Genomic DNA, 20,764 nt, shown 5'->3' with positions numbered 1-20,764 from the left:
AAGGATCTTCAACTGCCGTCGGAGGGCGCCTAGCTTGCCCGTATGGGCGATGTGGTGGTGCGGGTCAAGGGCGGAATCCTGGGCGGGGCGGGGGCGGTCTGCCTGCTGTGGGCGGCGCAGGTCCGGCCCTCCGCGCGGCCCGACGCGCTGTTCGCCACTGCCGCCCACCTCGCCGGCCTGCTCGCCGGGTACGGGGTGCTCGTCCTGCTGTTCCTGATGGCCCGGGTGCCCGCCGTCGAGCACGGCGTCGGCGCCGACCGGCTGGCCCGCTGGCACGCGGCCGGCGGCCGGCCCGTGCTGCTGCTCTGCTTCGGCCACGGCCTCTTCGCCCTCCTCGGCTACGCCGTGCACGGCGGGCGCGACCTGCTCACCGCCGCCCGCGAGCTGATCGGCTACCCCGCGCTGGCCGCCGCCACCGCCGGCACGGCGCTGTTCGCGGCCGTGGGCGTCACCTCCGCCCGCGCGGTACGCCACCGCCTCGCCCACGAAACCTGGCGGGGGGCGCACCTGCTGGTGTACGCGGCCGCGGCCCTCGGGTTCGTCCACCAGCTCGCCGGGCCCGACCTCGACGCCCTCGGCTGGTTCTGGGCCCTCGCCCACACCGTGGTCGCCGCACTGCTGGTCTGGTACCGCGCGGTGGTCCCGGTACGGCAGGCCCTGCGGCACTCGCTGCGGGTCGCCGAGGTCCGGGCCGAGGGGCCGGGCGTGGTCTCCGTCGTCGTATACGGGGACCACCTCGCCGAACTCCGGGCCGAACCGGGGCAGTTCCTGCGCTGGCGGTTCTCCCCCAGCTGCCGCTGGGAGGTGCCCCCAGGAGCGGCGGCTCTGGTACACGGCGCTGCCGTTCTCGCTCTCCGCCCCGGTCCGGGAGCACACCCTGCGCATCACCGTGAAGGGCCTGGGCGGGCACTCCCGCCGGATCCGCCGGCTGCGGCCCGGCACCCGGGTGATCGCCACCGGGCCGTTCGGTGCGCTCACCGCGGCCCGCCGCACCCGTCCCAAGGTGCTGCTCATCGCGGGCGGGGTGGGCATCACCCCGCTGCGCGCGCTGTTCGAGACGCTGCCCGGCGGTCCCGGGGACCTGACCCTGCTCTACCGGGCCGGGGCGGCGGAGCAGCTGGTGCTGCGGTCCGAGCTGGAGGCCATCGCGGCCGGGCGGCAGGCCGGGCTGCACTACCTGCTGGGGCCGTCCGACGGGGCGTACGACCCACTGGCCCCGGGTGCGCTGCGCGCACTGCTGCCGGACCTGGCCGAGCACGACGTCTACCTGTGCGGGCCGCCGGGGATGGCGGCGGCGACGCGGGCCGCGCTGCTGCGGGCCGGGGTGCCGGCCGGGCACATCCACGCCGAGTGCTTCACCTTCCGAGCTGCCTCTTCCGGGCCGCCTCTGCCGGGCTGCCTGTGCCGAGCCACCTTTTCCGAATCACCGTCCGACCTACGTTCCGATACAGGGAGACCGACCCGCCGTGCGTCCGCACCTCCACCCCATGCGCCATCCGCTGCACGTTTCCGTGGACGTGGCGATACCCGTGCCCGTGCCCGAGGCCGGCCCCGGGCTCGTACCCGGCCCCGTGGCTGCGCCCGTGCCCGCGCCCGTGCCTGAGGCCGCGTGGGCCGGGGCGCCCGGGCGGGTGCCCGGTTCCGGATCGGCCCCGGACTCGGGCCGGAACCACGGCGGGGACTCCGGCTGGAACTTCGGCCAGGACTCCGGCTGGGACCACGGCCGGGACTCGGGCTGGAACCACGGCCCGGACGCGGGACCGGACTCGGGCCGGGACTCGGGCCGGGACTCGGGCTGGAATTCCGTCGGGGACTCCGGCGTGCGCTCCGGCCCGAGCGGCCGGCGCCGTCGGCGGCGGGCCGGGCGGTTCGCCACGCTGCACGCCGTGCCACCCGAGTGGCGGGTCGCTGCGGGCATCGGGCTGGCCGGGGCGCTGGCCGCGACCGTGCTGACCGCCGTCCTGGAGCCGGCGGCTCCGGTGGCTCCGGACCGGGTCCCGCCTGCGGCCACTGCCGCCGAAACCTCAAACCTTGCGCAAGAAAGCGGCGATTGATCGACTCGGCGTGGGACAGGACCGTAGGTTCACCACGTGCCTGACATATCTACGACGATGATCATCGTGCTGTGTGTGGCCGCCGCGGCGGCGGGCTGGATCGACGCGGTGGTGGGCGGCGGCGGACTGCTCCTGCTGCCCGCCCTGCTGCTGGGCCTGCCCGCGAACGTGCCGCACACGCACGCGCTCGGCACCAACAAGGCGGTGGCCATCGTCGGCACCACCGGTGCGGCGATCACCTTCGCCCGCAAGGCGCCCGTGGACGTGAAGACCGCGGCCCGGATCGGCCTGGCGGCGATGGCGGGCGCGGCGGGCGGCGCCGTGCTCGCGGCCTCCTTCAGCAAGGACGCCATGATCCCGGTGGTCATGGTGGTGCTGCTGCTGGTCGCCGCCTTCGTGATCTTCAAGCCCTCGTTCGGGGCGGCTCCGGCCACGGGGCCGGTCACCCGGCAGCGGATCGCCGCCGCGATCCTCCTCGCGGGCGTGGGCATCGGCTTCTACGACGGCCTGATCGGGCCGGGTACGGGCACCTTCCTGGTCCTCGCCCTGACCGGGCTGCTCCGCCTGGACCTGCTGACCGCCTCGGCCACCGCCAAGATCGTCAACGTCGGGACGAACGCCGGTGCCCTCGCCGTCTTCGCGTACCAGGGGGCGGTGATGTGGCGGCTGGCCGCGCTGATGGCGGTGTTCAACCTCGCCGGGGGCATGGCGGGGGCCCGGCTGGCGCTCAAGAAGGGCAGTGGCTTCGTCCGGGTCGTGCTGCTGACGGTGGTGTGCGCGCTGGTGCTGAAGCTGGGCTGGGAGCAGTGGGCCTGACCCGGCGGGCCTGAACCGCTGGCCTGACCCGGACGGCCTGACCCGGTGGGCCCGACCCGGCGCGTCCGTCCGAATCGATGAAGCCGACTCAGCGGGTGCCGGTCAGGTGCGCGAAGACCACCACGTTCCCGCGGTAGCCGGTACCGGGGGAGAAGCGCCCGCCACAGGTGATCACCCGGAGTTCGGCCCCCTTCGCGGGTCCGTAGACGCGGTCGTCGGGGAAGGCGTCCGCGTCGTACACCTCGACCGCGTGCACGGTGAACACGGCGGTACGGCCGTCCGCCCGCGGTACCTCGACGAACGCGCCGCGCCGGACCGCGCCGAGCCGGTAGAACACCGCGGGGCCGGTGGCGTGGTCGACGTGCCCGGCCACGATGGCCGTTCCGGCCGCGCCGGGGGTGGTGCCGTCCCGGTACCAGCCGGCCAGGTTGCGGTCGGCGGTGGGCGGCACCTGGAGGCTGCCGTCCCGCTCCAGACCGAGCCCGGTCAGCGGGGCGTCGACCCCGATGGACGGAACTCGGATGCGGAGGGGCGGCGAACCGGGCAGCGGCGCGATCGCGCCCCAGCCGCCCGAGACCCCCGCCGCCTCGGCGGAGGAGGGCTGCGGCGGCCGCACCTCTTCCGCGGACCCGCTGCCGACCAGCCATACGCCGAGGCAGAAGGCGACCGCGAGGAGCCCGATCCGCCAGGCGGGGCCGAGCGGGCCCGGCCGGCCGCGGGGCTCGCGACACCCGCGGCCGGGACGGCCGGGGCCGGTGCCGGTGCCGGTGCCGCGGGTGTCGCCTCGCATGTCCCCGTCCCTCGGTGGGGCCCGGGCCGGGCCGCGCGGTGCGCTGTGCCCCGGGCCGTGCGGTGGGTGGCCGTCGCCCGTCCCCGCGAACGGGGGGACCTCACGGGGCGGGCGACGGGGGCGGTACCGGTCGGACCGCGGCCGGGGCCGCGGTGGGCGCCCGTCAGCTCCGCGTGCCGCTCGCCCGGCGACGCAGGAGCCAGGTACCGCCGACGGCGGCCGCGGCCAGCACTGCCGCTCCCGCCGTGACCTTGGCGGGGTCAGCGGTGGTGGTCGTGCCACCGCCCACTCCGGTACGGACGTGGCCCTGCGGGCCGTGCCCTTCGGTGACGACCAGACGGCCGGTGGCGAACTTGCCGTCGGCGCAGGTCGAACCGATGTCGTAGGTGCCGGGCGAGGTGTCGCGGGCGACCTGGAACTGCCCCACGACGACCTCCTGGTGCGTGCCCGGCACCAGGCGGAACCGGCCGCCGCCGACCGTGGTGGCATCGCCGTCGGCGTGGCTGTCCGGCCCGCAGGCGGTGGTGTTCACGGTGACGGTGGTGCCGGGGGCGGCCGACTTCGGCCAGACCTCCAGCACGGCGAAGTCCCCGGCCGCGAAGGGCCCGGAACGGGTGACCGCCCCCGCGACCGCTCCCGCGACCGGGCCGGCGAAGGCGGCGGCGGTCAGCGCGGTGGCGGTGAGCAGATGGGCGGTGCGGCGGCGCATGGGTTCCTCGGTCCTCGTGACGCGGGGTCGTGCGTCGAGCTAATCCCTCCCGGGGCCGGGGCGCCTGCTGATGCTCCGTCACATCCCTTCGGCCGGCCCCCGCGCACACCCCGTCGCAGCAGGTCAGGGCGTGCGTACGGGGTGCACCACCGCCGACTGCCGTCCGGGTGATCCCGCCCTCTTCGCATGGCCCCGCCGCCGGGTCGGCAGGTGTTCCGCAGGGGACCCCGTCACCCTGCGGAACACCTGCCCCCACCTCCGGTGGGGCCGCCCCTGGGCACGGGGGCGAGAATCGCCGTACCGTTCCTTCGTTCGCATCGCGCCCATACGTTCCATTGCCAGGGAGGCCCCAGTGACATCGGTCGAACGGCCCGTACCGGAGCCGTCCGGAGCGGCGGTCGTCACCGTGTCGACCACCGTGGACTCGGCGGCGGGCGCCGCGGCGCTGGCCAGGGGCGCGGTGGACGCGAGGCTGGCCGCCTGCGCCCAGATCTCCGGCCCGGTCACCTCGGTCTACCGGTGGCAGGGCGCGGTCGAGACCGCGGAGGAGTGGCAGGTGCTGTTCAAGACCACCGCCGAGCGGTATCCGGCCCTGGAGGCAGCCCTGGCAGCCGGCCACCCGTACGACACCCCGGAGATCATCGCCACCCCGGTGGTCCGGGGCGGCGCCGACTATCTGGCCTGGGTCGCCGCAGAGGTCGCCCCGTGACCGCCGAGCTCCCGTTCTTCGTCTACGGCACCCTGCGCCCCGGCGAGCTGAACCACGACCTGTTCCTCCGCGGCCGCACGGCGGCCGAGGAGCCCGCCCGGCTCCCCGGCGCGCGGCTCTACGAGGGCCCGGGCTACCCGTTCGCCGTGGAACACCCGGGCGGCTCCATATCCGGAGATCTGGTCACCGCCGCGCCCGGAGCCTACGAGGAGCTGCTCGCGGCCCTGGACCGGCTGGAGGAGTACCACGGCGCGGGCCGCCCCCGGAACGTCTACGACCGGGTCCTGCGCGAGGCCCTCCGCCCGGACGGCACCCCGGTCCGTGCCTGGGTGTACCTGGCGGCACCGCTGGTGGCCCGCCGGCTCTCCGAGTCCGGCATCCCGATCCCCGGCGGCGACTGGCGGAACCGTTGAATCCCGGCTGAACCGCTGATCCCGCCCGTACCGCTGATCCCGCCCAAACCGCTGATCTCGACCGAACCGCGGATCCCGCCCGATCGCCGGCCTCGCCGGAACCGCCAGCCTCGCCGGAACCGCCGACCTCGCCGGAACCGCCGGCCCCGCGCGAGAGCGGGTCCCGGCCCGGCCTACAGCCCCGCCGCGCCCTGTTCCCGCAGCCGGCGGCCGTACTGCTGGAGCACCCACAGCTCCTGGTTGATCGCCTGGTGCCGTTCCGCCTGCGCGTGCGGGTTCAGCCGGACGATCGCGCTGTTCAGCTCGTTGACGCGGCGGTCCACCGCGCGGAGCCGGACCGCGACCAGCTGTTCGCCCGCGTAGACCTCGTCCACCGCCTTCGAGAAGACCGCCTCGACGGCGAGCTCCGTCACCAGTGACCGGACCGTGTCGTTCGGCGCGGCCTCGCGGACCCGGGCCAGGAAGTCCTCGCCGCCCGAAGACACGCCGCCCGCGTCCAGCACCGCCTGCCGGACCGCCGCGTACGGCGGTGCGGTGAACTCGTCCACCCCGTACGCGTCGAACGCCGGGGAGACCAGCTCCGGCCGCTGCAGGGCCAGCTTCAGCAGCTCCCGCTCGGTGCGGTGGGCCGGGCTGCGCAGGTTCAGCGCGGGACCGGACAGTGCCGCCGGGGCGGGCGCCGGCACCGCCTCGTACGCCTGCCCGCGCCCTTGCCCGCGCCCCGGCTGCGGGGGACGTCCGCCGGGCCCGCCCGGCCCGCCGTTCCCGCCCGAGCCCCGCTCCCGCGCCCAACGGGCCAGTTGCGCCACCCGCTTGACCACGAACTGCTCGTCCCGCACGCCCAGCATGCCGGCCAGCTGCACCGCCGACTCGTGCTGGATCGCGATGTTCTTGATGTTGGCGACCACCGGCGCGGCCTCGTCCAGCGCCGCCGCCCGGCCCGCCGGGTTGTCCAGGTTGTGCCGGGCCACGATGTGCCGCAGCGCGAACTCGAACAGCGGGGTCCGGCTCTCCACCAGGCCCTGCACCGCCTCGTCGCCCTCGGCCAGCCGTAGCTCGCACGGGTCCATCCCGCCCGGCGTGATCGCGATGGAGGTCTCCGCGGCGAACTTCTGGTCGTCCTCGAAGGCCCGCAGCGCGGCCTTCTGGCCGGCCGCGTCACCGTCGAAGGTGAAGATCACCTCGGCGGTGGCGTTGTCCATCAGCAGCCGCCGGAGGATCTTGATGTGGTCGCCGCCGAAGGAGGTGCCACAGGTCGCGATCGCCGTGGTGACCCCGGCCAGATGGCAGGCCATCACGTCGGTGTAGCCCTCGACCACCACCGCCCGGGAGGTCTTCGCGATCTCCTTCTTGGCGTGGTCGATGCCGTACAGGACCTGGGACTTCTTGTAGATCGCCGTCTCGGGCGTGTTCAGGTACTTCGGCCCGTTGTCGTCGTCCCGCAGCTTGCGCGCGCCGAAGCCGACCACCTCGCCGGTGATGTCCCGGATCGGCCACATCAGCCGGCCCCGGAACCGGTCGATCGGCTTTCCGCTGCGGCTGTCCTGGGCCAGCCCGGAGAGGATCAGCTCCTTGTCGGTGAAGCCCCGCCCGCGCAGGAACCGGGTCAGGTGGTCCCAGCCGGCCGGGCTGTAGCCCACCGCGAAGTGCGCGGCCGCCGCCTGGTCGAAGCCGCGCTCGGCCAGGAACCGGCGGCCGATCTCCGCCTCCGGGGACTCCAGCTGGTCCACGTAGAACTGCGCGGCCGCCTTGTGCGCCTCGACCAGCCGGATCCGCTCGCCGCGGCCGCTGGTGCCCGCGGTGTACCCGCCCTCCTCGTAGCGGAGGGTGATCCCGGCCTGGCCGGCCAGCCGCTCGACCGCCTCGGAGAACGACAGGTGGTCGATCTTCATGATGAAGTCGAGGGTGTCCCCGCCCGCCTGGCAGCCGAAGCAGTGGTACAGCCCCTTGCTGGGGCTGACCTGGAAGGACGGGGACTTCTCGTCGTGGAACGGGCAGAGGCCCTTGAGGTTGCCGCCACCCGCGTTGCGCAGCTGGAGGTACTCCGAGACGACGGCGTCGATCGGGACCGCGTCCCGTACCGCCTTCACGTCGTCGTCATTGATCCTGCCTGCCACGCGTGAATTCTACGGCCGGAGTACGACAATCCCGTCAGGCACCCTCCTGTGCCGGGAGCAGCGATTCCAGCGGCACCGACGGGTCGGCCAGCGCCTCCCGGTCCACCGCCGTACCGGACCGGATCAGCGCCTGGACGTGCTCCACCACGTCCCACACGTTCACGTTCATGCCGGCCAGCACCCGGCCCTCCGACAGCCAGAAGGCGATGAACTCCCGCCGCGCGACGTCGCCCCGGATGAGCACCTCGTCGTAAGCCCCGGGCGGCGCGTACCCCGAGTACTCCATGCCCACGTCGTACTGGTCGGAGAAGAAGTACGGCACCCGGTCGTAGCGGACCTCCTGGCCGAGCATCGCCCGGGCGGCGGCCGGGCCCCCGTTGAGCGCGTTCGCCCAGTGTTCGACCCGGAGCCGGGTCCCGAACAGCGGGTGGTGGGCGGCGGCCACGTCGCCGACCGCGTAGACGTCCGGGTCGGAGGTGCGCAGCGACTCGTCCACCGCGATGCCGCCGCCGTGCGCCCGGTCCACCAGGGCCAGGCCCGAGGTCTCGGCGAGCGCGGTCCGCGGGACGGCCCCGACCGCGGCGAGCACCGCGTGCGCCGGGTGCTCGTCGCCGTCGTCCGTGCGGGCTGCCAGCACCATGCCGTCCTGGCCGGTGATCTCGGTCAGCCGGGCGCCGAAGTGGAAGGTCACCCCGTGCTCGCGGTGCAGGTCGGCGAAGACGCCGCCGAGCTCCGGGCCGAGCACCGCGTGCAGCGGGGTGGGCTCCGGTTCGACCACCGTCACCTCCGCGCCGTAGGTGCGGGCGGCCGCCGCGACCTCCAGGCCGATCCACCCGGCGCCCGCGATCAGCAGGTGTCCGTTGTCCCGTCCGAGGGCGGCGAGCTCCCCGCGCAGCAGCTCGGCGTGCGCGAGGCGGCGCAGGTGGTGCACCCCGGCCAGGCCGGTCCCGGGGATGTCCAGGCGGCGGGGTTCGGCGCCGGTGGCCAGCAGCAGCTTGTCGTAGTGCAGGGCGGTGCCGTCGCCCAGGACGACCCGCTTCCCCTCGCGGTCCAGCTGGACGGCGGACTGGCCCAGGTGCAGTTCGACGTCGGCCCGGGCGTACCAGCCGGGCTCGTGGACGAAGACGCTGTCGCGTTCCTCCTTGCCCAGCAGGTACCCCTTGGACAGGGGAGGGCGCTCGTAGGGGTGGTCGCGCTCGTCGCCGATCAGGATGACCCGGCCGGTGAACCCTTCCGACCTCAGTGTTTCCGCCGCCTTTGCCCCGGCCAGACCCCCGCCCACGATGACGAACGTCCGGTGTGCGTCGACCACCTGATGCCTCCTCATAACCTCTTCGCCACTTGCGGCCACTTGCGAGCGTCCCGCATCGAGTCTGCCGCGTGAAGGGGACGTGGCCCGATCGGCTCAGGTCCCGGCGCGCCGTGCGCGGACGGTGAGCCGGGTGTGCAGGGAGAGCGCCGAGGCGTCCGTGAGGGACGCGATCTGGTCGATGACCGCGCGTTTCCTCGCCCGGTCGTCGGGCGCGGCGTCGAACAGGGCCCGGAACTGCGGGTCCAGCCCCTCCGGCGCCCGGGCGCTGAGCGCCTCGGCGAGTTCGGCCAGGACGATGCGCTGGTCGGCCCGCACCCGCCCCTGTTCCTCGCGCTGCATCACGTACAGGTCGGCGACCGCCTTCAGTACGGCGCACTCGTTGCGGGCCTCCCGGGGGACGACCAGCTCCGCCCCGTACCGGGTGAGCCGGCCCGAGCCGTACGCCTCCCGGGTCGCGCCCTCCGCGGCCAGGCAGAACCGGCCGATCAGCTGGCTGGTGGCGTCCTTCAGGCGGGCCTGGGCGGCGGCCGAGCCGTCGTACCCGTGCGGCCACCACTCCTCCTCCATCAGCCGGTCCAGGGCCTCGCGCAGCTCCTCCGGGTCGGTGCCGGCCGGCACGTAACGGCCGATCGCCACCTGCCAGATGGCGTTCCGCTCGGGCTCGGCGAACAGCAGGTTGGGGTCGAGGTGCCCGGCGTGCAGGCCGTCCTCGAAGTCGTGGACCGAGTACGCCACGTCGTCCGACCAGTCCATCACCTGGGCCTCGAAGCACTTGCGGTCCGCGGGCGCGCCGCGCCGCAGCCAGGCGAAGACCGGCAGGTCGTCCTCGTACGCCCCGAACTTGACCGAGTCCGGCTCGGTGGGGTGACCGCCGCGCGGCCACGGGTACTTGGTGGCCGCGTCCAGCGAGGCGCGGGTGAGGTTCAGCCCGACGCTGACCGGTTCGCCGTCGGCACCGGTGACGAACCGCTTCGGCTCCAGCCGGGTCAGCAGGCGCAGCGACTGGGCGTTGCCCTCGAAGCCGCCGCAGTCCTTGGCGAACTCGTTGAGCACCTCCTCGCCGTTGTGTCCGAACGGCGGGTGGCCCATGTCGTGGGAGAGGCAGGCGGTCTCCACCAGGTCCGGGTCGCAGCCCAGGGCGGCGCCCAGCTCCCGTCCCACCTGGGCGCATTCCAGGGAGTGGGTGAGCCGGGTGCGGGGGCTGGCGTCCCACTCGAAGGAGCGGCTGCCGGGGGTGACCACCTGCGTCTTCCCGGCGAGCCGGCGCAGCGCGGCGGAGTGCAGCACGCGTGCGCGGTCGCGCTGGAAGGCGGTCCGGCCGGGCCGCTTGTCCGGCTCGGCGGCCCAGCGTTCGGTGGCGGACGGATCGTACGGGTCGTGCACGGTGCCTTCCATGCCATGACGTTAACCGGAAGTACCGACAAACCGGGATCAGGCGGTGGCGAGTTCCCGTCCGGAGGGCAGGTACGGCAGCACGGCCGCGCGGTCGTAGCGGTGCAGCACCAGCCGGGCCAGGGCGGGGTGGTCGCCCAGCGGTGCGGCGGCCGGGCCGGGCGCGGCGGCGGCGCTCTGGGCGGCGAACCGGCCGGGCGCGGTGAAGTAGGAGGCGACGGCGACCCGGTGGCCGCGCGCGGTCAGGGCGCGGACCGCTTCGGGCACGGTGGGGGCGGCGGCGGAGGCGTAGGCGGGGAGGACCGGGACGCCGCCGAGCCGCTCGGCGAGCAGGGCCGCGGTACGGCGGGTGTCGAGGGCCGACTCGGGGTCGCGGGAGCCGGCCGCGGCGAGGACCACGGCGGTGCCGGGCGGGGTGCCGGCCTCCAGCAGCCGGTCGTGCAGGGCCTCGACGAGCAGGGGGTGCGGGCCGAGCGGGGCGGCCTGGCGTATGAGCAGGTGCGGGGCGCGGCCGGCGGCCCCGGGGAGATCGTGCTTGACGTGGTGGCCGCGGCCCAGGAGGAGAGGGACGAGGACGGCCTCGCCGCCGGCGGGCAGGGCGCGCAGGGTGTCGTCGAGCAGCGGTTCGTTCAGCTCGATGTGGCCGAGCCGGACGTCGAGTCGGGGGCGGAGCTCGCGGACGCGGTCGAGGAGGGCGGAGACCGTGTCGAGGGCGCGGGGGTCACGGCTGCCGTGGGCGACGGCGACGAGGGTGGCCGGGGCGGCGGTGGCTGGCATGCACACCAATCCTGGCGCCCGTGGATTGCAGGGCGGTTGCGTGGGCGTGACGGGTTTTTTCCGCTCCCTCACTCGGTCGTTCGTACGAGTGAAAGCGAGCGGGGGCGGAACCCGGGGCGGGGGTCCGTACGTCCGATCATGCGAGCGAGGGGGGAACGGAATGCGGATCGGGATGCCGATCGGGATGCGGATCGGGATGCGGATCGGGATGCGGATCGGGTCGGAGAGCGGGTGGCGGGACCGGCGGCGGCAGCGGCGGTGGGTACAGGCGCTGATGCTCGGCTGCGTGCTGGCGCTGCTGCCGTCGGCGTGGACGCACGCGGTCGCCGAGGACCGGCTGCGCACCACGGCGGACGTGCCGGCCCGGGATGTGGCGGTGGTCTTCGGGGCCGGCCTGCTGGGCGAGCGGCCGACGCCGTACCTGGCGCGCCGGCTGGACGCGGCGGCCGAGCTGTACCGGACCGGCCGGATCAAGGTCGTGCTGGTCACCGGGGACAACAGCCGGGTGGAGTACGACGAGCCGGACGCGATGCGCCGGTACCTCAGGCAGCGGGGCGTGCCCGACGACCGGATCGTCAGCGACTACGCCGGTTTCGACACCTGGGACTCGTGCGTACGGGCCAAGAAGGTCTTCGGGGTCGACCGGGCGGTGCTGATCAGCCAGGGCTTCCACATACGCCGGGTCCTCGCGCTCTGCGGGGCGGCGGGGATCGACGCGTACGGGATCGGGGTCGCGGACGTGCACGACGCGACCTGGTACTACGGCGGCGCCCGAGAGGTGTTCGCGGCGGGCAAGGCCGCCCTGGACGCCGCGCTGAAGCCGGAGCCGAGGTTCCTGGGACCCGAGGAGAAGGGGGTGTCGGAGGCCCTGGCCGCTCTGGCACACTGACCGCGGTTATTTCGATTAGTCATATGAGCCTTTCGGGGGGCGTATGACGCGGAGCGAGGGCCGGGAATCCATGGCTGTGGTTGATCTCAGCGGCAAGGTCGTCGTCATCACCGGAGGTGCCCGCGGTCTCGGCGCGGCCGCCGCGCAGGCCGTCGTGGACGGCGGCGGCAAGGTCGTGATCACCGACGTGCTGGAGGAGGAGGGCGCGGCCACCGCGGCGGAGCTCGGCGACTCGGCCCGCTTCCTGCGGCACGACGTCACCAGCGAGAGCGACTGGCAGGCCGCCCTCGACCACGCGGTGGCGGAGTTCGGCCGGCTCGACGGCCTGGTCAACAACGCCGGGATCGCCACCGGGCAGTTCCTGGAGCACGAGAGCGTCGAGCACTTCCGCCGGTGCGTCGAGACCAACCTGGTCGGCGTGTTCATCGGCATCAAGACCGCGATCCCGCTGCTGCGCGCGAACGGCGGCGGCTCGATCGTCAACATCTCCTCGGCGGCCGGCCTCACCGGCCTCGCCCTGACCGCCGGGTACGGAGCCTCCAAGTGGGGCGTGCGCGGCCTGTCGAAGATCGGCGCGGTGGAGCTCGCCGAGGCCGGGATCCGGGTCAACTCCGTGCACCCCGGCATGACGCTGACCCCGATGACCGCGCCCGTGGGCATCCAGGCCGGCGAGGGCAACTACCCCGGCACCCCCATGGGCCGCGTCGGCCTCCCGGAGGAGACAGCCGCCGCGGTCGCCTTCCTGCTCTCCGACGCCGCCGGATACATGACCGGTGCCGAGCTCGCCGTCGACGGCGGCTGGACGGCCGGCCTCACGGTCCGGTACCTCACCGGCCAGTAGCCGCCCGCACGTCGCTGCGCCCGTGCAGGCAGGAGGGCCGCGCCGCCCATCCCGGCCGCCGTGCGGGCAGCCGCGCCGCCCATCCCCGCCGCCGTGCGGGCAGCCGTGCCGCCCAATCCGCTCCGCCGTGTGGGCAGGCGTGCCGCAGGGCGATGGGGTCCCCCTGCTCGAGCGAAGTCGAGAGCTTGGGGGAGGGTGGGCACACGGCACACCCCCGCGCGGGTTCGCGCAGCCCCGCTCCGCCAGCCCCGGCCGACTCGGCCGAGCCGGACCGGAGCAAGCCCCCCGAAGGTCCCCGCCGGCCCTCCCCGGAGGCGCACCGCTCACCGCCCGCCGACCCCCGCGCTGAGGTCCCCGTACGGGAGGCGTAACCGGCGGCGGTGGTCCGCGTAACACCGGCGTCCCACGCTGGGAGGCATGCACACCACCGCCACCCACTGCCCGTACTGCGCGCTCCAGTGCGGAATGAACCTGAGGCCCACCGGGGACGGGACGGTCGCGGTGGAGGAACGCACGGACTTCCCCGTCAACCGGGGAGCCCTGTGCGGCAAGGGCCGCACCGCCCCCGCCGTGCTCTCCTCCCGGGTGCGCCTGACCGAGCCGCTCGTCCGCTCCCGCGCCACGGGCCGGCTCGAACCCGCCACCTGGGAGGAGGCCCTCGACGCCGTCGCCGAGGGCCTCGCCGGGACCCGCGCCGCGCACGGACCGGACGCCGTCGGCGTGTTCGGCGGCGGCGGGCTCACCAACGAGAAGGCGTACTCCCTGGGCAAGTTCGCCCGGATCGCCCTGGGCACCTCGCAGATCGACTACAACGGCCGGTTCTGCATGTCCTCCGCGGCCGCCGCCCACCAGCGGGCCTTCGGCCTGGACCGGGGCCTGCCCTTCCCGCTGGAGGACATCCCGAAGACCGGCTGCGTGATCCTGGTCGGCTCCAACCCGGCCGAGACCATGCCGCCCGCCCTGCGCTACTTCACCGAACTGCGGGAGAACGGCGGCACCCTGATCGTCGTCGACCCCCGCCGCACCCGCACCGCGGCCCAGGCCGACCTGCACCTCGCCCCCCGCCCCGGCACCGACCTGGCCCTCGCCCTGGGCCTGCTCCACCTGGTGGTCGCTTCAGGCCGCACCGACGAGGCGTTCATCGCCGGCCGCACCACCGGCTGGGCCGAGACCCGGGCCGCCGCCATGGCCCACTGGCCCGAACACGTCGAACGCGTCACCGGCGTCCCGGTCCCCAGGCTCCGCGAGGCCGTCGACCTCTTCTGCGCCCCGGCCACCGGCATGGTCCTCACCGCCCGCGGCCCCGAGCAGCAGTCCAAGGGCACCGACACCGTCTCCGCCTGGATCAACCTGTGCCTGGCCACCGGCCGCGCCGGCCGCCCGTACTCCGGCTACGGCTGCCTCACCGGCCAGGGCAACGGCCAGGGCGGCCGCGAACACGGCCAGAAGGCCGACCAGCTGCCCGGCTACCGCAAGCTCGCCGACCCCGCCGCCCGCGCCCACGTCGCCTCCGTCTGGGGCGTCGACCCCGACTCCCTCCCCGGCCCCGGCCGCAGCGCCTACGAACTCCTCGACGCGCTCGGCACGGACGTCCGCGCGCTCCTCCTCATGGGCTCCAACCCGGTGGTCTCCGCCCCCCGCGCCGCCCACATCGAGTCCCGCATCCGCGCCCTGGACTTCCTGGCCGTCGCCGACGTGGTGCTCTCCGAGACGGCACGGCTGGCCGACGTGGTCCTGCCCGTCACCCAGTGGGCCGAGGAGACCGGCACCACCACCAACCTGGAGGGCCGTGTCCTGCTCCGCCGCCGCGCCCTGACCCCGCCCCCCGGAGTCCGCAGCGACCTGGAGGTGATGAACGCCCTGGCCGGCCGCCTGGGCGGGCCCACCCTGGAGAAGTCCTTCCCGACCTCCCCCGAAGAGGTCTTCGAGGAGCTCCGCCGCGCCACCGCCGGGGCCCCGGCCGACTACTCGGGCATCTCCTACCGTTCCATCGAGGAGCGGGACGGCGTCTTCTGGCCCTGCCCCGAGGCCGGTCCGGCGGCCGGCACCCCCCGCCTCTTCCTCGACCGCTTCGCCACCGACGACGGCCGGGCCCGCTTCACCCCGGTCTCCCACCGCGACGCGGCCGAAGTCCCCGACGCCGACTACCCGCTGCTGCTCACCACCGGCCGGGTGGTCGCCCAGTACCAGTCCGGGGCCCAGACCCGCCGCGTCGAGGAACTCAACGCCGCCGCCCCCGGCCCCTTCGTGGAACTCCACCCCCGCCTGGCCGCCCGCCTCGGCGCGACGGAGGGCCGGCCGCTGGCCGTGGTCTCCCGCCGCGGCCGCGTCGTCGCCCCGGCCCGGATCACCGACACCATTCGCCCGGACACCGTCTTCATGCCCTTCCACTGGCCCGGCGAGGGCCGCGCCAACACCCTCACCAACCCCGCCCTCGACCCGGTCTCCCGCATGCCGGAGTTCAAGACCTGCGCGGTCCGCCTGGAACCCGTCCCCGACAGCTGAGCCCCCGGACCGGCCGCGGGGCCACCCGCCGGATTCCGTCGGACGTGCGTACGAGGCGCATCGGAGCTCTGGGCAGTGGGTAACCATCCGGTCACGCACCGGACTCAGAAAGTGCCGGCACGCCCCTCGTGGCGGTGATGTGCCGTACGCCACACTGAGTCGCGGTGCCTGAGTCCTCGGAGCCCTGGAGGTCGCCCCCGTGCAGACCCAGACCCTGACCGAAACCGCAGAGCACGCGCCGTCCGTGGACGACGCCGAGCCCGGCACCGAGGCCGAGGCCGAGGCCGAATCCGAGGCCGAATCCGAGCCCGACACCGTGTCCATGGACGCGGACGAGGAACCCGAACCGCCGGAGCCGGCCGAGCGGCTGTCCGCGCGGGGCAGGCGCGCGGACAGCGGCGGGGGCGGGGGGCCCTCCGCCGACCTGTTCCGGCAGTACCTGCGCGAGATAGGCCGTATCCCGCTGCTCACCGCGGCGGAGGAAGTGGACCTCGCCCGGCGCGTCGAAGCCGGGCTGTTCGCCGAGGAGAAGCTCGCCAGCACCCCCGACCTGGACTCACAGCTCGCCGTGGACCTCGACAGGCTCGTCGTCATGGGGCGGATGGCGAAACGGCGCCTCATCGAGGCCAACCTGCGGCTGGTCGTCTCCGTGGCGAAGCGGTACGTGGGCCGCGGGCTCACCATGCTCGACCTGGTCCAGGAGGGCAACCTCGGACTCATCCGCGCCGTCGAGAAGTTCGACTACGCGCGCGGCTACAAGTTCTCCACCTACGCCACCTGGTGGATCCGGCAGGCCATGTCCCGCGCCCTGGCCGACCAGGCGCGCACCATACGGGTCCCGGTGCACGTGGTCGAGCTGATCAACCGGGTGATCCGGGTGCAGCGCCGCATGCTGCAGGAACGCGGCTACGAGCCCACCCCCGAAGAGGTCGCCCTGCACCTGGAACTGACCCCGGAACGGGTCAGCGAGGTGCTCCGGCTCGCCCAGGAACCGGTCTCGCTCCACGCACCCGTGGGCGAGGAGGAGGACGTGGCCCTCGGCGACCTGATCGAGGACGGGGACGCCGCCTCACCGGTGGAGTCCGCCGCGTTCTTCCTGCTGCGCGAACACCTGGAGGCCGTGCTCTCCACCCTGGGGGAGCGGGAGCGGAAAGTGGTCCAGCTCCGCTACGGGCTCGCCGACGGCCGCCCCCGCACGCTGGAGGAGATCGGCCGGATCTTCGGGGTGACCCGCGAACGCATCCGGCAGATCGAGTCCAAGACCCTCAACAAACTGCGCGACCACGCCTTCGCCGACCAGCTCCGGGGGTACCTCGACTAGGTCCCGTCCGGGGGCCGTTCCCGGCCCCGCTCGCGCCAGCGCGCGGCCAGCTGGGTCCGGTTGGCGCAGCCCAGCCTCTCGAGGATGCTGCGGACGTGGCTCTCCACCGTCCGTTCGGAGATGAACAGGTCACCGGCGATCTCACGGTTCGTACGGGCCCCGGCCACGAGCTCGGCGATCTGGCGCTGGCGCGGGGTGAGCGGGTCGCCGTCCGCCTGCCGGTCGGTGATCTCACCGATGAGGCGTACGGCCGCGGCGGTCGCACCGGGCTGGTCCAGCTGCCCGGCGATCGCCAGTGCCTCCCGGGCCAGGGCCGACGCCTCCGCGAAGGCCCCCGCGTCACGCCGTACCGCCGCCAGGTCCAGGCAGGTCAGCGCCACGTACGGGCGCGCGCCGAGGGCCCGGTTGCGGACCAGCGCCTCGCGCAGCAGCTCCTCGGCCCGCTCCGGTCGGCCGGCGGTCCGCGCGAGACGGCCGAGCTCGCGGCTGACCGAGCCCGAGAAGTAGACCGTGGGCGTGCCGATCGCGCCCGGATACGGCCGGAACAGCGCCAGCTGGTCGTACACCAGTTGAGCGGCCTCGGCGTCGCCGACCAGTTCGATCAGGTCGACCAGGTGCAGCAGCGCCGCCGGCCACGGCGGGTTCGTCATCGGGACCGGAAGCAGCGGGCGCAGCTGCGCGTAGGCGTCCCGCGCCTCCTCCGGCCGCCCGCCGAGGAGGAACCCGCGTGCCCGCAGGGACAGGATCAGCAGCTGCCTGGGCGCCCGATCGAGGTCCCGCCACATGTCCTCCGGCAGCTCCGAGGCGTCGCCGCGCACCACGGCCAGCTGCTGGCACAGCACGTGGCTCACCGCGTTCGCGGACTGGTCCCCGCCGGCCCGCGCGAGCCCGGTCGCCTCCTCGTTGCAGCGCCGGGCCTCGGCGAACCGGCCTTCCTGCAGCGCCCGGGCCGCGCGCACGCGCAGCAGGTGCCAGCGGGCCAGCGGCAGCGGGGAGCGGGCCACGACGGCCTCGATGCCGCGGACCGCGTCGTCCACCACCGCCTGCCGGCCCAGCAGGTACCCGGCCTGGACGCGCCACTGGTGGCCCAGGACGGCCGCGAGCGGATCGCCGAGTTGCTCGCCGCGGGACACGGCCAGCTCGCCCAGGCGCAGCCGCTCGGCCGTGTCGTCGGGGTGCGCCAGGGTCATCTGCACCGCCCGGGCGGCGTCGAGTTCGGCCCGGGGGTCGCCGGTGGCCTCGGCCAGGGCGAGGGCGGCGCGGGCCTGCTCGGCCGCCTCCGCGAGCGAGTCGAGCTCCGCCGACGCGGTGGCCGCCTGGGCGAGCAGCCGGGCGCGCATCGCGTCCGGCAGGCCGTCCACGGCCAGCGCCGCCCGGCACATCCGGATCACGGCCGCCGACGCGTGGGGGAAGGTGACGCCCTGGAGCACCAGTGCCACCTCGGCGAGCAGCTCCGGCCGGCCGCTCGCGACCGCCGCGCCGGACGCTTCGTCGCAGTGGCGCAGGCAGGCCTCGTAGCGACCGGCCAGGTACTCGGCGCGGGCCAGCTCGACGATCGCCGGGGCGCGCTCGGGGTCCTCCGCGTCGAGTACGGCGGCCGCGTCCGCCAGGTGCCGGGCGGCGTCCGCGTACGCGTGCCGTTCGCGGGCCAGTTCCGCCGCCGTCCGTGACCAGCGCGCGGCGGCGGCCCGGTGGCCGGCCTCCGGGCCGGCCTGCCGCCAGTGCGCCGCGATCCGGGCCGCGTCGGCCCGGTTCCCGGCCGCCTCCAGCACCCGGGCGGCGGCCCGGTGCAGGGCGCGGGCGGTGGCCGGCGAGGTCCGGCCGGTCACCTCCTCGCGCACCAGGTCGTGGGTGAAGCGGTAGCCGCGTCCGCTGCCGGTGGTCCGCGTCACGGTGAGCACCCCGGCGTGCCAGGCGGCTTCCAGCGCCCCCGCGACGGCGGACTCGCCCGTCTCGGGCAGCACCGCGGCGAGCCGGTCGGTGTCGAGCGGCTCGCCGAGCACGGCCGCGGCCCGCACGACGTCGCGCTGCTCGTCGGTGAGCCCGGACAGCAGGCCGCTGACCACGGTGCCGATGGTGCTCGCGTGCGTGCGCAGCGCGGTCACGAGCAGGGGCAGCCCGCCCGTCCGGCGGTAGGACTCCGCCGCGTCCGCCTCACCGACGCACCGCGCGACCTCCTCCCGCGTGAACGGCGCCAGGCGCAGAGTGGCCGCCCCGTAGCGGCCCAGGTCCGCGAGGGCTCCGGCGGCCTCCTCCGGCACCGGTTCCCGGAAGGTGCCGAGAACGAACAGCCCGGACTCGGCGATCTCGCCGGTCAGTTGCCGCAGCAGGTCCAGGCTGGCGGTGTCGGCCCAGTGCAGGTCCTCCAGCAGCACCACCAAGGGGCGTCCGGCAGCCGCCGCCGTCAGCGCCTCGCCCATCCGGGCCAGTTCCAGGAACCGCGCCGCCGCCGCGTCCGCCGGACCCATCGCGCTCCACGGCCGCGGCTCCGCCGGGGCCCCGGCCCCCGACGCCCCGGCGGCGCGCGGTCCGGGCGCCTCCGGGACCGCCCCGGCGAGGCGCAGCGCCCGCTGCCAGGGCCACAGCGGCGGCGCCACCGCGCCCCGCGGGCAATGGCCCCGTACGACGGCGCACCCCGCCGGACCGGCGTGGCGGCGCAGCGCCTCGGCCGCGAGGGCGCTCTTGCCGACGCCCGCCGGCCCCGCGAGCAGCACCACGGCCCCGGAGCCCGCGGCCGCGGCCCCGAGCCCTTCGGCAAGGGCCGCCAACTCGGCCTCCCGGCCGATGAATTCGCTTCCCACCCCGGCAGTATCCCGCAGCCGCGCGGCACCGGATCCGTACCGCGGTTCAGTGGCAGCACTGATGCCGGGGGCGGTCTGCAGGAGCCACTGTGGGCCGCATGCACCTCGTGGAGCGCAAACCGAAGGAGATCACCATGGTGAGGACCACCGCGCGGCGGACGGCGCGCGCCGCGGCCGTCTTCGGCGCCGCACTGGCCAGTGCCCTGTGGGGGTTCACCGGCCCGGCCCAGGCCGTCGAAGTCCAGGACTACGCCCATTACCTCGTCAAGCCCGACCACGCCCGGGGCACCATGTGCCTCGACGTCGCGCACCAGAACACGGACCACGGCGCGGACGTCCTGCAGGGCCGCTGCTGGAACGGCTGGAACCAGCAGTGGCGGATCGAGCGGGTGACCGGCGACTACTTCCAGATCCGGGCCCGGCACAGCGGCAAGTGCCTCGACGTCGCCTACGCGAGCTACTCCCACGGCGCGGACGTGATCCAGGCCAACTGCCTGGGCGGCACCAACCAGCAGTGGCGCTTCGTGGTGGAGACCAACGGCTACCCGCAGGTGGTGCCGGGCGGCAAGCCCCAAGTGGGTCAGCCGGTCCAGATCCGCGCCCGGCACAGCAACAAGTGCCTCGACGTCGCGAACCTCAGCATCGCCCCCGGCGCGAACGTCCTCCAGGGCACCTGCTGGAACGGCCCCAACCAGCTCTGGCGCTTCGAGGGCCCGAAGTAGGCAGCGGGAAGAACGAGAAGGGAGAACCGCGGTGCGCGCACAGCGGAGGGCCGTCCTGCCGGCGGCCGTGGTGGCGGCCGCCGTCCTCTTGGCCGGCTGTCAGATCACCGTCGAGGAGGACCCCGGCACGGGGAACTCAGGTCCCGGGAACCCCGGCGCGGTACCGAACGGGCCCAGGGACCCGGGCCCCAAGACCCCCGTCCCGGTCAAGCCGGTCAAGCCGACGCATCCGTCCGGGCCGTGGGTGCCGAAGGGGCCGGCGCGCCTCGTGGGGTGCGGCACGCACGCCTCGGGCCACCAGTGCACCTTCCACGGCTACGACTTCAAGCCCGGCGAGGAGGTCCGCTTCACCCGAGGCTTCGAGGGCGCCGGGGCCCACACCTTCACCGCCGACAAGGACGGTGAGATCAGCACCAACCTGACGTCGAACACCCGCTCGGGTACGTACACGTACGTCGCCCGAGGCCTGGAATCCGGACGCCAGGCCACCACCACGGTCCGGATCACCCCCGGGCTCTGGGGCTGAACCCGCAATGCCGCGGGGGCGGGCCCGGCACCGCCGGACTCCGCCCCCGCCGTCCGCGCCCGCGCACCAC

The 20,764-nt window shown here is 74.9% G+C and carries 18 protein-coding genes and 1 pseudogene; 12 read left to right on the top strand and 7 right to left on the bottom strand.

Annotated features, from left to right (window positions below; translation table 11 throughout):
* Positions 1-42 precede the first annotated feature (42 nt).
* The 4 genes and pseudogenes from AC067U_RS07790 to AC067U_RS07775 form a co-directional block, all read left to right on the top strand.
* Positions 43-477, top strand: a pseudogene (locus AC067U_RS07790) (ferric reductase-like transmembrane domain-containing protein); the annotation flags it as partial.
* Positions 478-889: 412 nt separating this feature from the next.
* Positions 890-1,603 (top strand): ferric reductase-like transmembrane domain-containing protein, encoded by a 714-nt coding sequence (locus AC067U_RS07785; protein WP_478828736.1) that lies wholly within the window; start codon positions 890-892, stop codon positions 1,601-1,603.
* Positions 1,596-2,054, top strand: a complete 459-nt coding sequence (locus AC067U_RS07780; RefSeq protein WP_478828735.1) for a hypothetical protein — start codon at positions 1,596-1,598, stop codon at positions 2,052-2,054. Before AC067U_RS07785 ends, AC067U_RS07780 begins: the two co-directional genes overlap by 8 nt.
* A gap of 36 nt (positions 2,055-2,090) precedes the next feature.
* Entirely contained in the window at positions 2,091-2,870 is a 780-nt protein-coding gene (locus AC067U_RS07775) for a sulfite exporter TauE/SafE family protein (protein WP_478828734.1), read from the top strand.
* 88 nt (positions 2,871-2,958) lie between these two features.
* Here AC067U_RS07775 and AC067U_RS07770 read toward each other — a convergent pair whose 3' ends face one another.
* Both AC067U_RS07770 and AC067U_RS07765 read right to left on the bottom strand, forming a co-directional pair.
* The gene (locus tag AC067U_RS07770; protein ID WP_478828733.1) at positions 2,959-3,660 is read right to left on the bottom strand and encodes a class F sortase; all 702 of its coding nucleotides are present in this window, start codon (positions 3,658-3,660) and stop codon (positions 2,959-2,961) included.
* A gap of 163 nt (positions 3,661-3,823) precedes the next feature.
* Positions 3,824-4,369: a hypothetical protein gene (locus tag AC067U_RS07765; RefSeq protein WP_478828732.1), complete on the bottom strand. Its 546-nt coding sequence runs from the start codon at positions 4,367-4,369 to the stop codon at positions 3,824-3,826.
* Between the two features lie 352 nt (positions 4,370-4,721).
* Between AC067U_RS07765 and cutA the strand changes: the two genes are divergently transcribed.
* Together cutA and AC067U_RS07755 are read left to right on the top strand one after the other, a co-directional pair.
* Complete coding sequence (cutA, locus tag AC067U_RS07760) at positions 4,722-5,078, top strand: divalent-cation tolerance protein CutA (protein WP_478828731.1); 357 nt, start codon at positions 4,722-4,724, stop codon at positions 5,076-5,078.
* A complete protein-coding gene (locus AC067U_RS07755; protein WP_478828730.1) occupies positions 5,075-5,491 on the top strand; it encodes a gamma-glutamylcyclotransferase family protein in 417 nt (138 codons plus the stop codon). Before cutA ends, AC067U_RS07755 begins: the two co-directional genes overlap by 4 nt.
* Positions 5,492-5,664: 173 nt before the next feature.
* Here the strand turns inward: AC067U_RS07755 and dnaG are convergent, their stop codons facing one another.
* From dnaG to AC067U_RS07735, 4 genes are all read right to left on the bottom strand, one after another.
* Positions 5,665-7,608, bottom strand: coding sequence for a DNA primase (gene dnaG / locus AC067U_RS07750; RefSeq protein ID WP_478828729.1), 1,944 nt, complete (start codon positions 7,606-7,608; stop codon positions 5,665-5,667).
* A gap of 34 nt (positions 7,609-7,642) precedes the next feature.
* Complete coding sequence (locus AC067U_RS07745; protein WP_478828728.1) at positions 7,643-8,920, bottom strand: NAD(P)/FAD-dependent oxidoreductase; 1,278 nt, start codon at positions 8,918-8,920, stop codon at positions 7,643-7,645.
* Between the two features lie 93 nt (positions 8,921-9,013).
* Entirely contained in the window at positions 9,014-10,315 is a 1,302-nt protein-coding gene (locus AC067U_RS07740) for a deoxyguanosinetriphosphate triphosphohydrolase (protein ID WP_478828727.1), read from the bottom strand.
* Between the two features lie 36 nt (positions 10,316-10,351).
* Positions 10,352-11,089: a sirohydrochlorin chelatase gene (locus AC067U_RS07735; RefSeq protein ID WP_478828726.1), complete on the bottom strand. Its 738-nt coding sequence runs from the start codon at positions 11,087-11,089 to the stop codon at positions 10,352-10,354.
* 184 nt (positions 11,090-11,273) lie between these two features.
* Between AC067U_RS07735 and AC067U_RS07730 the strand changes: the two genes are divergently transcribed.
* The 4 genes from AC067U_RS07730 (at position 11,274) to AC067U_RS07715 (ending at position 16,645) form a co-directional block, all read left to right on the top strand.
* Positions 11,274-11,978 (top strand): SanA/YdcF family protein, encoded by a 705-nt coding sequence (locus tag AC067U_RS07730; RefSeq protein ID WP_478828945.1) that lies wholly within the window; start codon positions 11,274-11,276, stop codon positions 11,976-11,978.
* A gap of 76 nt (positions 11,979-12,054) precedes the next feature.
* Positions 12,055-12,819, top strand: coding sequence for a glucose 1-dehydrogenase (locus AC067U_RS07725; protein WP_478828944.1), 765 nt, complete (start codon positions 12,055-12,057; stop codon positions 12,817-12,819).
* A gap of 417 nt (positions 12,820-13,236) precedes the next feature.
* Positions 13,237-15,324, top strand: coding sequence for a molybdopterin oxidoreductase family protein (locus tag AC067U_RS07720; protein WP_478828725.1), 2,088 nt, complete (start codon positions 13,237-13,239; stop codon positions 15,322-15,324).
* A 199-nt stretch (positions 15,325-15,523) separates the two neighbouring features.
* Entirely contained in the window at positions 15,524-16,645 is a 1,122-nt protein-coding gene (locus AC067U_RS07715; protein WP_478828724.1) for an RNA polymerase sigma factor, read from the top strand.
* On the opposite strand, the gene AC067U_RS07710 is transcribed toward AC067U_RS07715, so the two are convergent.
* The gene (locus AC067U_RS07710) at positions 16,642-19,446 is read right to left on the bottom strand and encodes an ATP-binding protein (RefSeq protein WP_478828723.1); all 2,805 of its coding nucleotides are present in this window, start codon (positions 19,444-19,446) and stop codon (positions 16,642-16,644) included. The two genes, AC067U_RS07715 and AC067U_RS07710, sit on opposite strands and share 4 nt — an antisense overlap.
* A gap of 98 nt (positions 19,447-19,544) precedes the next feature.
* Here AC067U_RS07710 and AC067U_RS07705 point away from each other — a divergent pair, with 98 nt between their 5' ends.
* Positions 19,545-20,168 carry an RICIN domain-containing protein gene (locus AC067U_RS07705; RefSeq protein WP_478828722.1) on the top strand — a complete coding sequence of 208 codons (624 nt, stop codon included), beginning with the start codon at positions 19,545-19,547 and terminating at the stop codon, positions 20,166-20,168.
* A gap of 31 nt (positions 20,169-20,199) precedes the next feature.
* Complete coding sequence (locus AC067U_RS07700; RefSeq protein ID WP_478828721.1) at positions 20,200-20,694, top strand: hypothetical protein; 495 nt, start codon at positions 20,200-20,202, stop codon at positions 20,692-20,694.
* Positions 20,695-20,764: the final 70 nt, after the last annotated feature.

It is taken from the genome of Streptomyces sp. NPDC043853 (assembly GCF_056436025.1).
Note: the sequence above shows the minus strand (reverse complement) of the source record. Positions and strands in the feature narration are given on the sequence as shown.

Bases quoted from the DNA above. Each gene is read 5' to 3' on its own strand.
- AC067U_RS07770 (WP_478828733.1), bottom strand. From the start codon at position 3,660: ATGCGAGGCGACACCCGCGGCACCGGCACCGGCACCGGCCCCGGCCGT.
- AC067U_RS07765 (WP_478828732.1), bottom strand. From the start codon at position 4,369: ATGCGCCGCCGCACCGCCCATCTGCTCACCGCCACCGCGCTGACCGCC.
- AC067U_RS07740 (WP_478828727.1), bottom strand. From the start codon at position 10,315: ATGGAAGGCACCGTGCACGACCCGTACGATCCGTCCGCCACCGAACGC.
- AC067U_RS07735 (WP_478828726.1), bottom strand. From the start codon at position 11,089: ATGCCAGCCACCGCCGCCCCGGCCACCCTCGTCGCCGTCGCCCACGGC.
- AC067U_RS07730 (WP_478828945.1), top strand. From the start codon at position 11,274: ATGCGGATCGGGATGCGGATCGGGATGCGGATCGGGTCGGAGAGCGGG.
- AC067U_RS07720 (WP_478828725.1), top strand. From the start codon at position 13,237: ATGCACACCACCGCCACCCACTGCCCGTACTGCGCGCTCCAGTGCGGA.
- AC067U_RS07705 (WP_478828722.1), top strand. From the start codon at position 19,545: ATGCACCTCGTGGAGCGCAAACCGAAGGAGATCACCATGGTGAGGACC.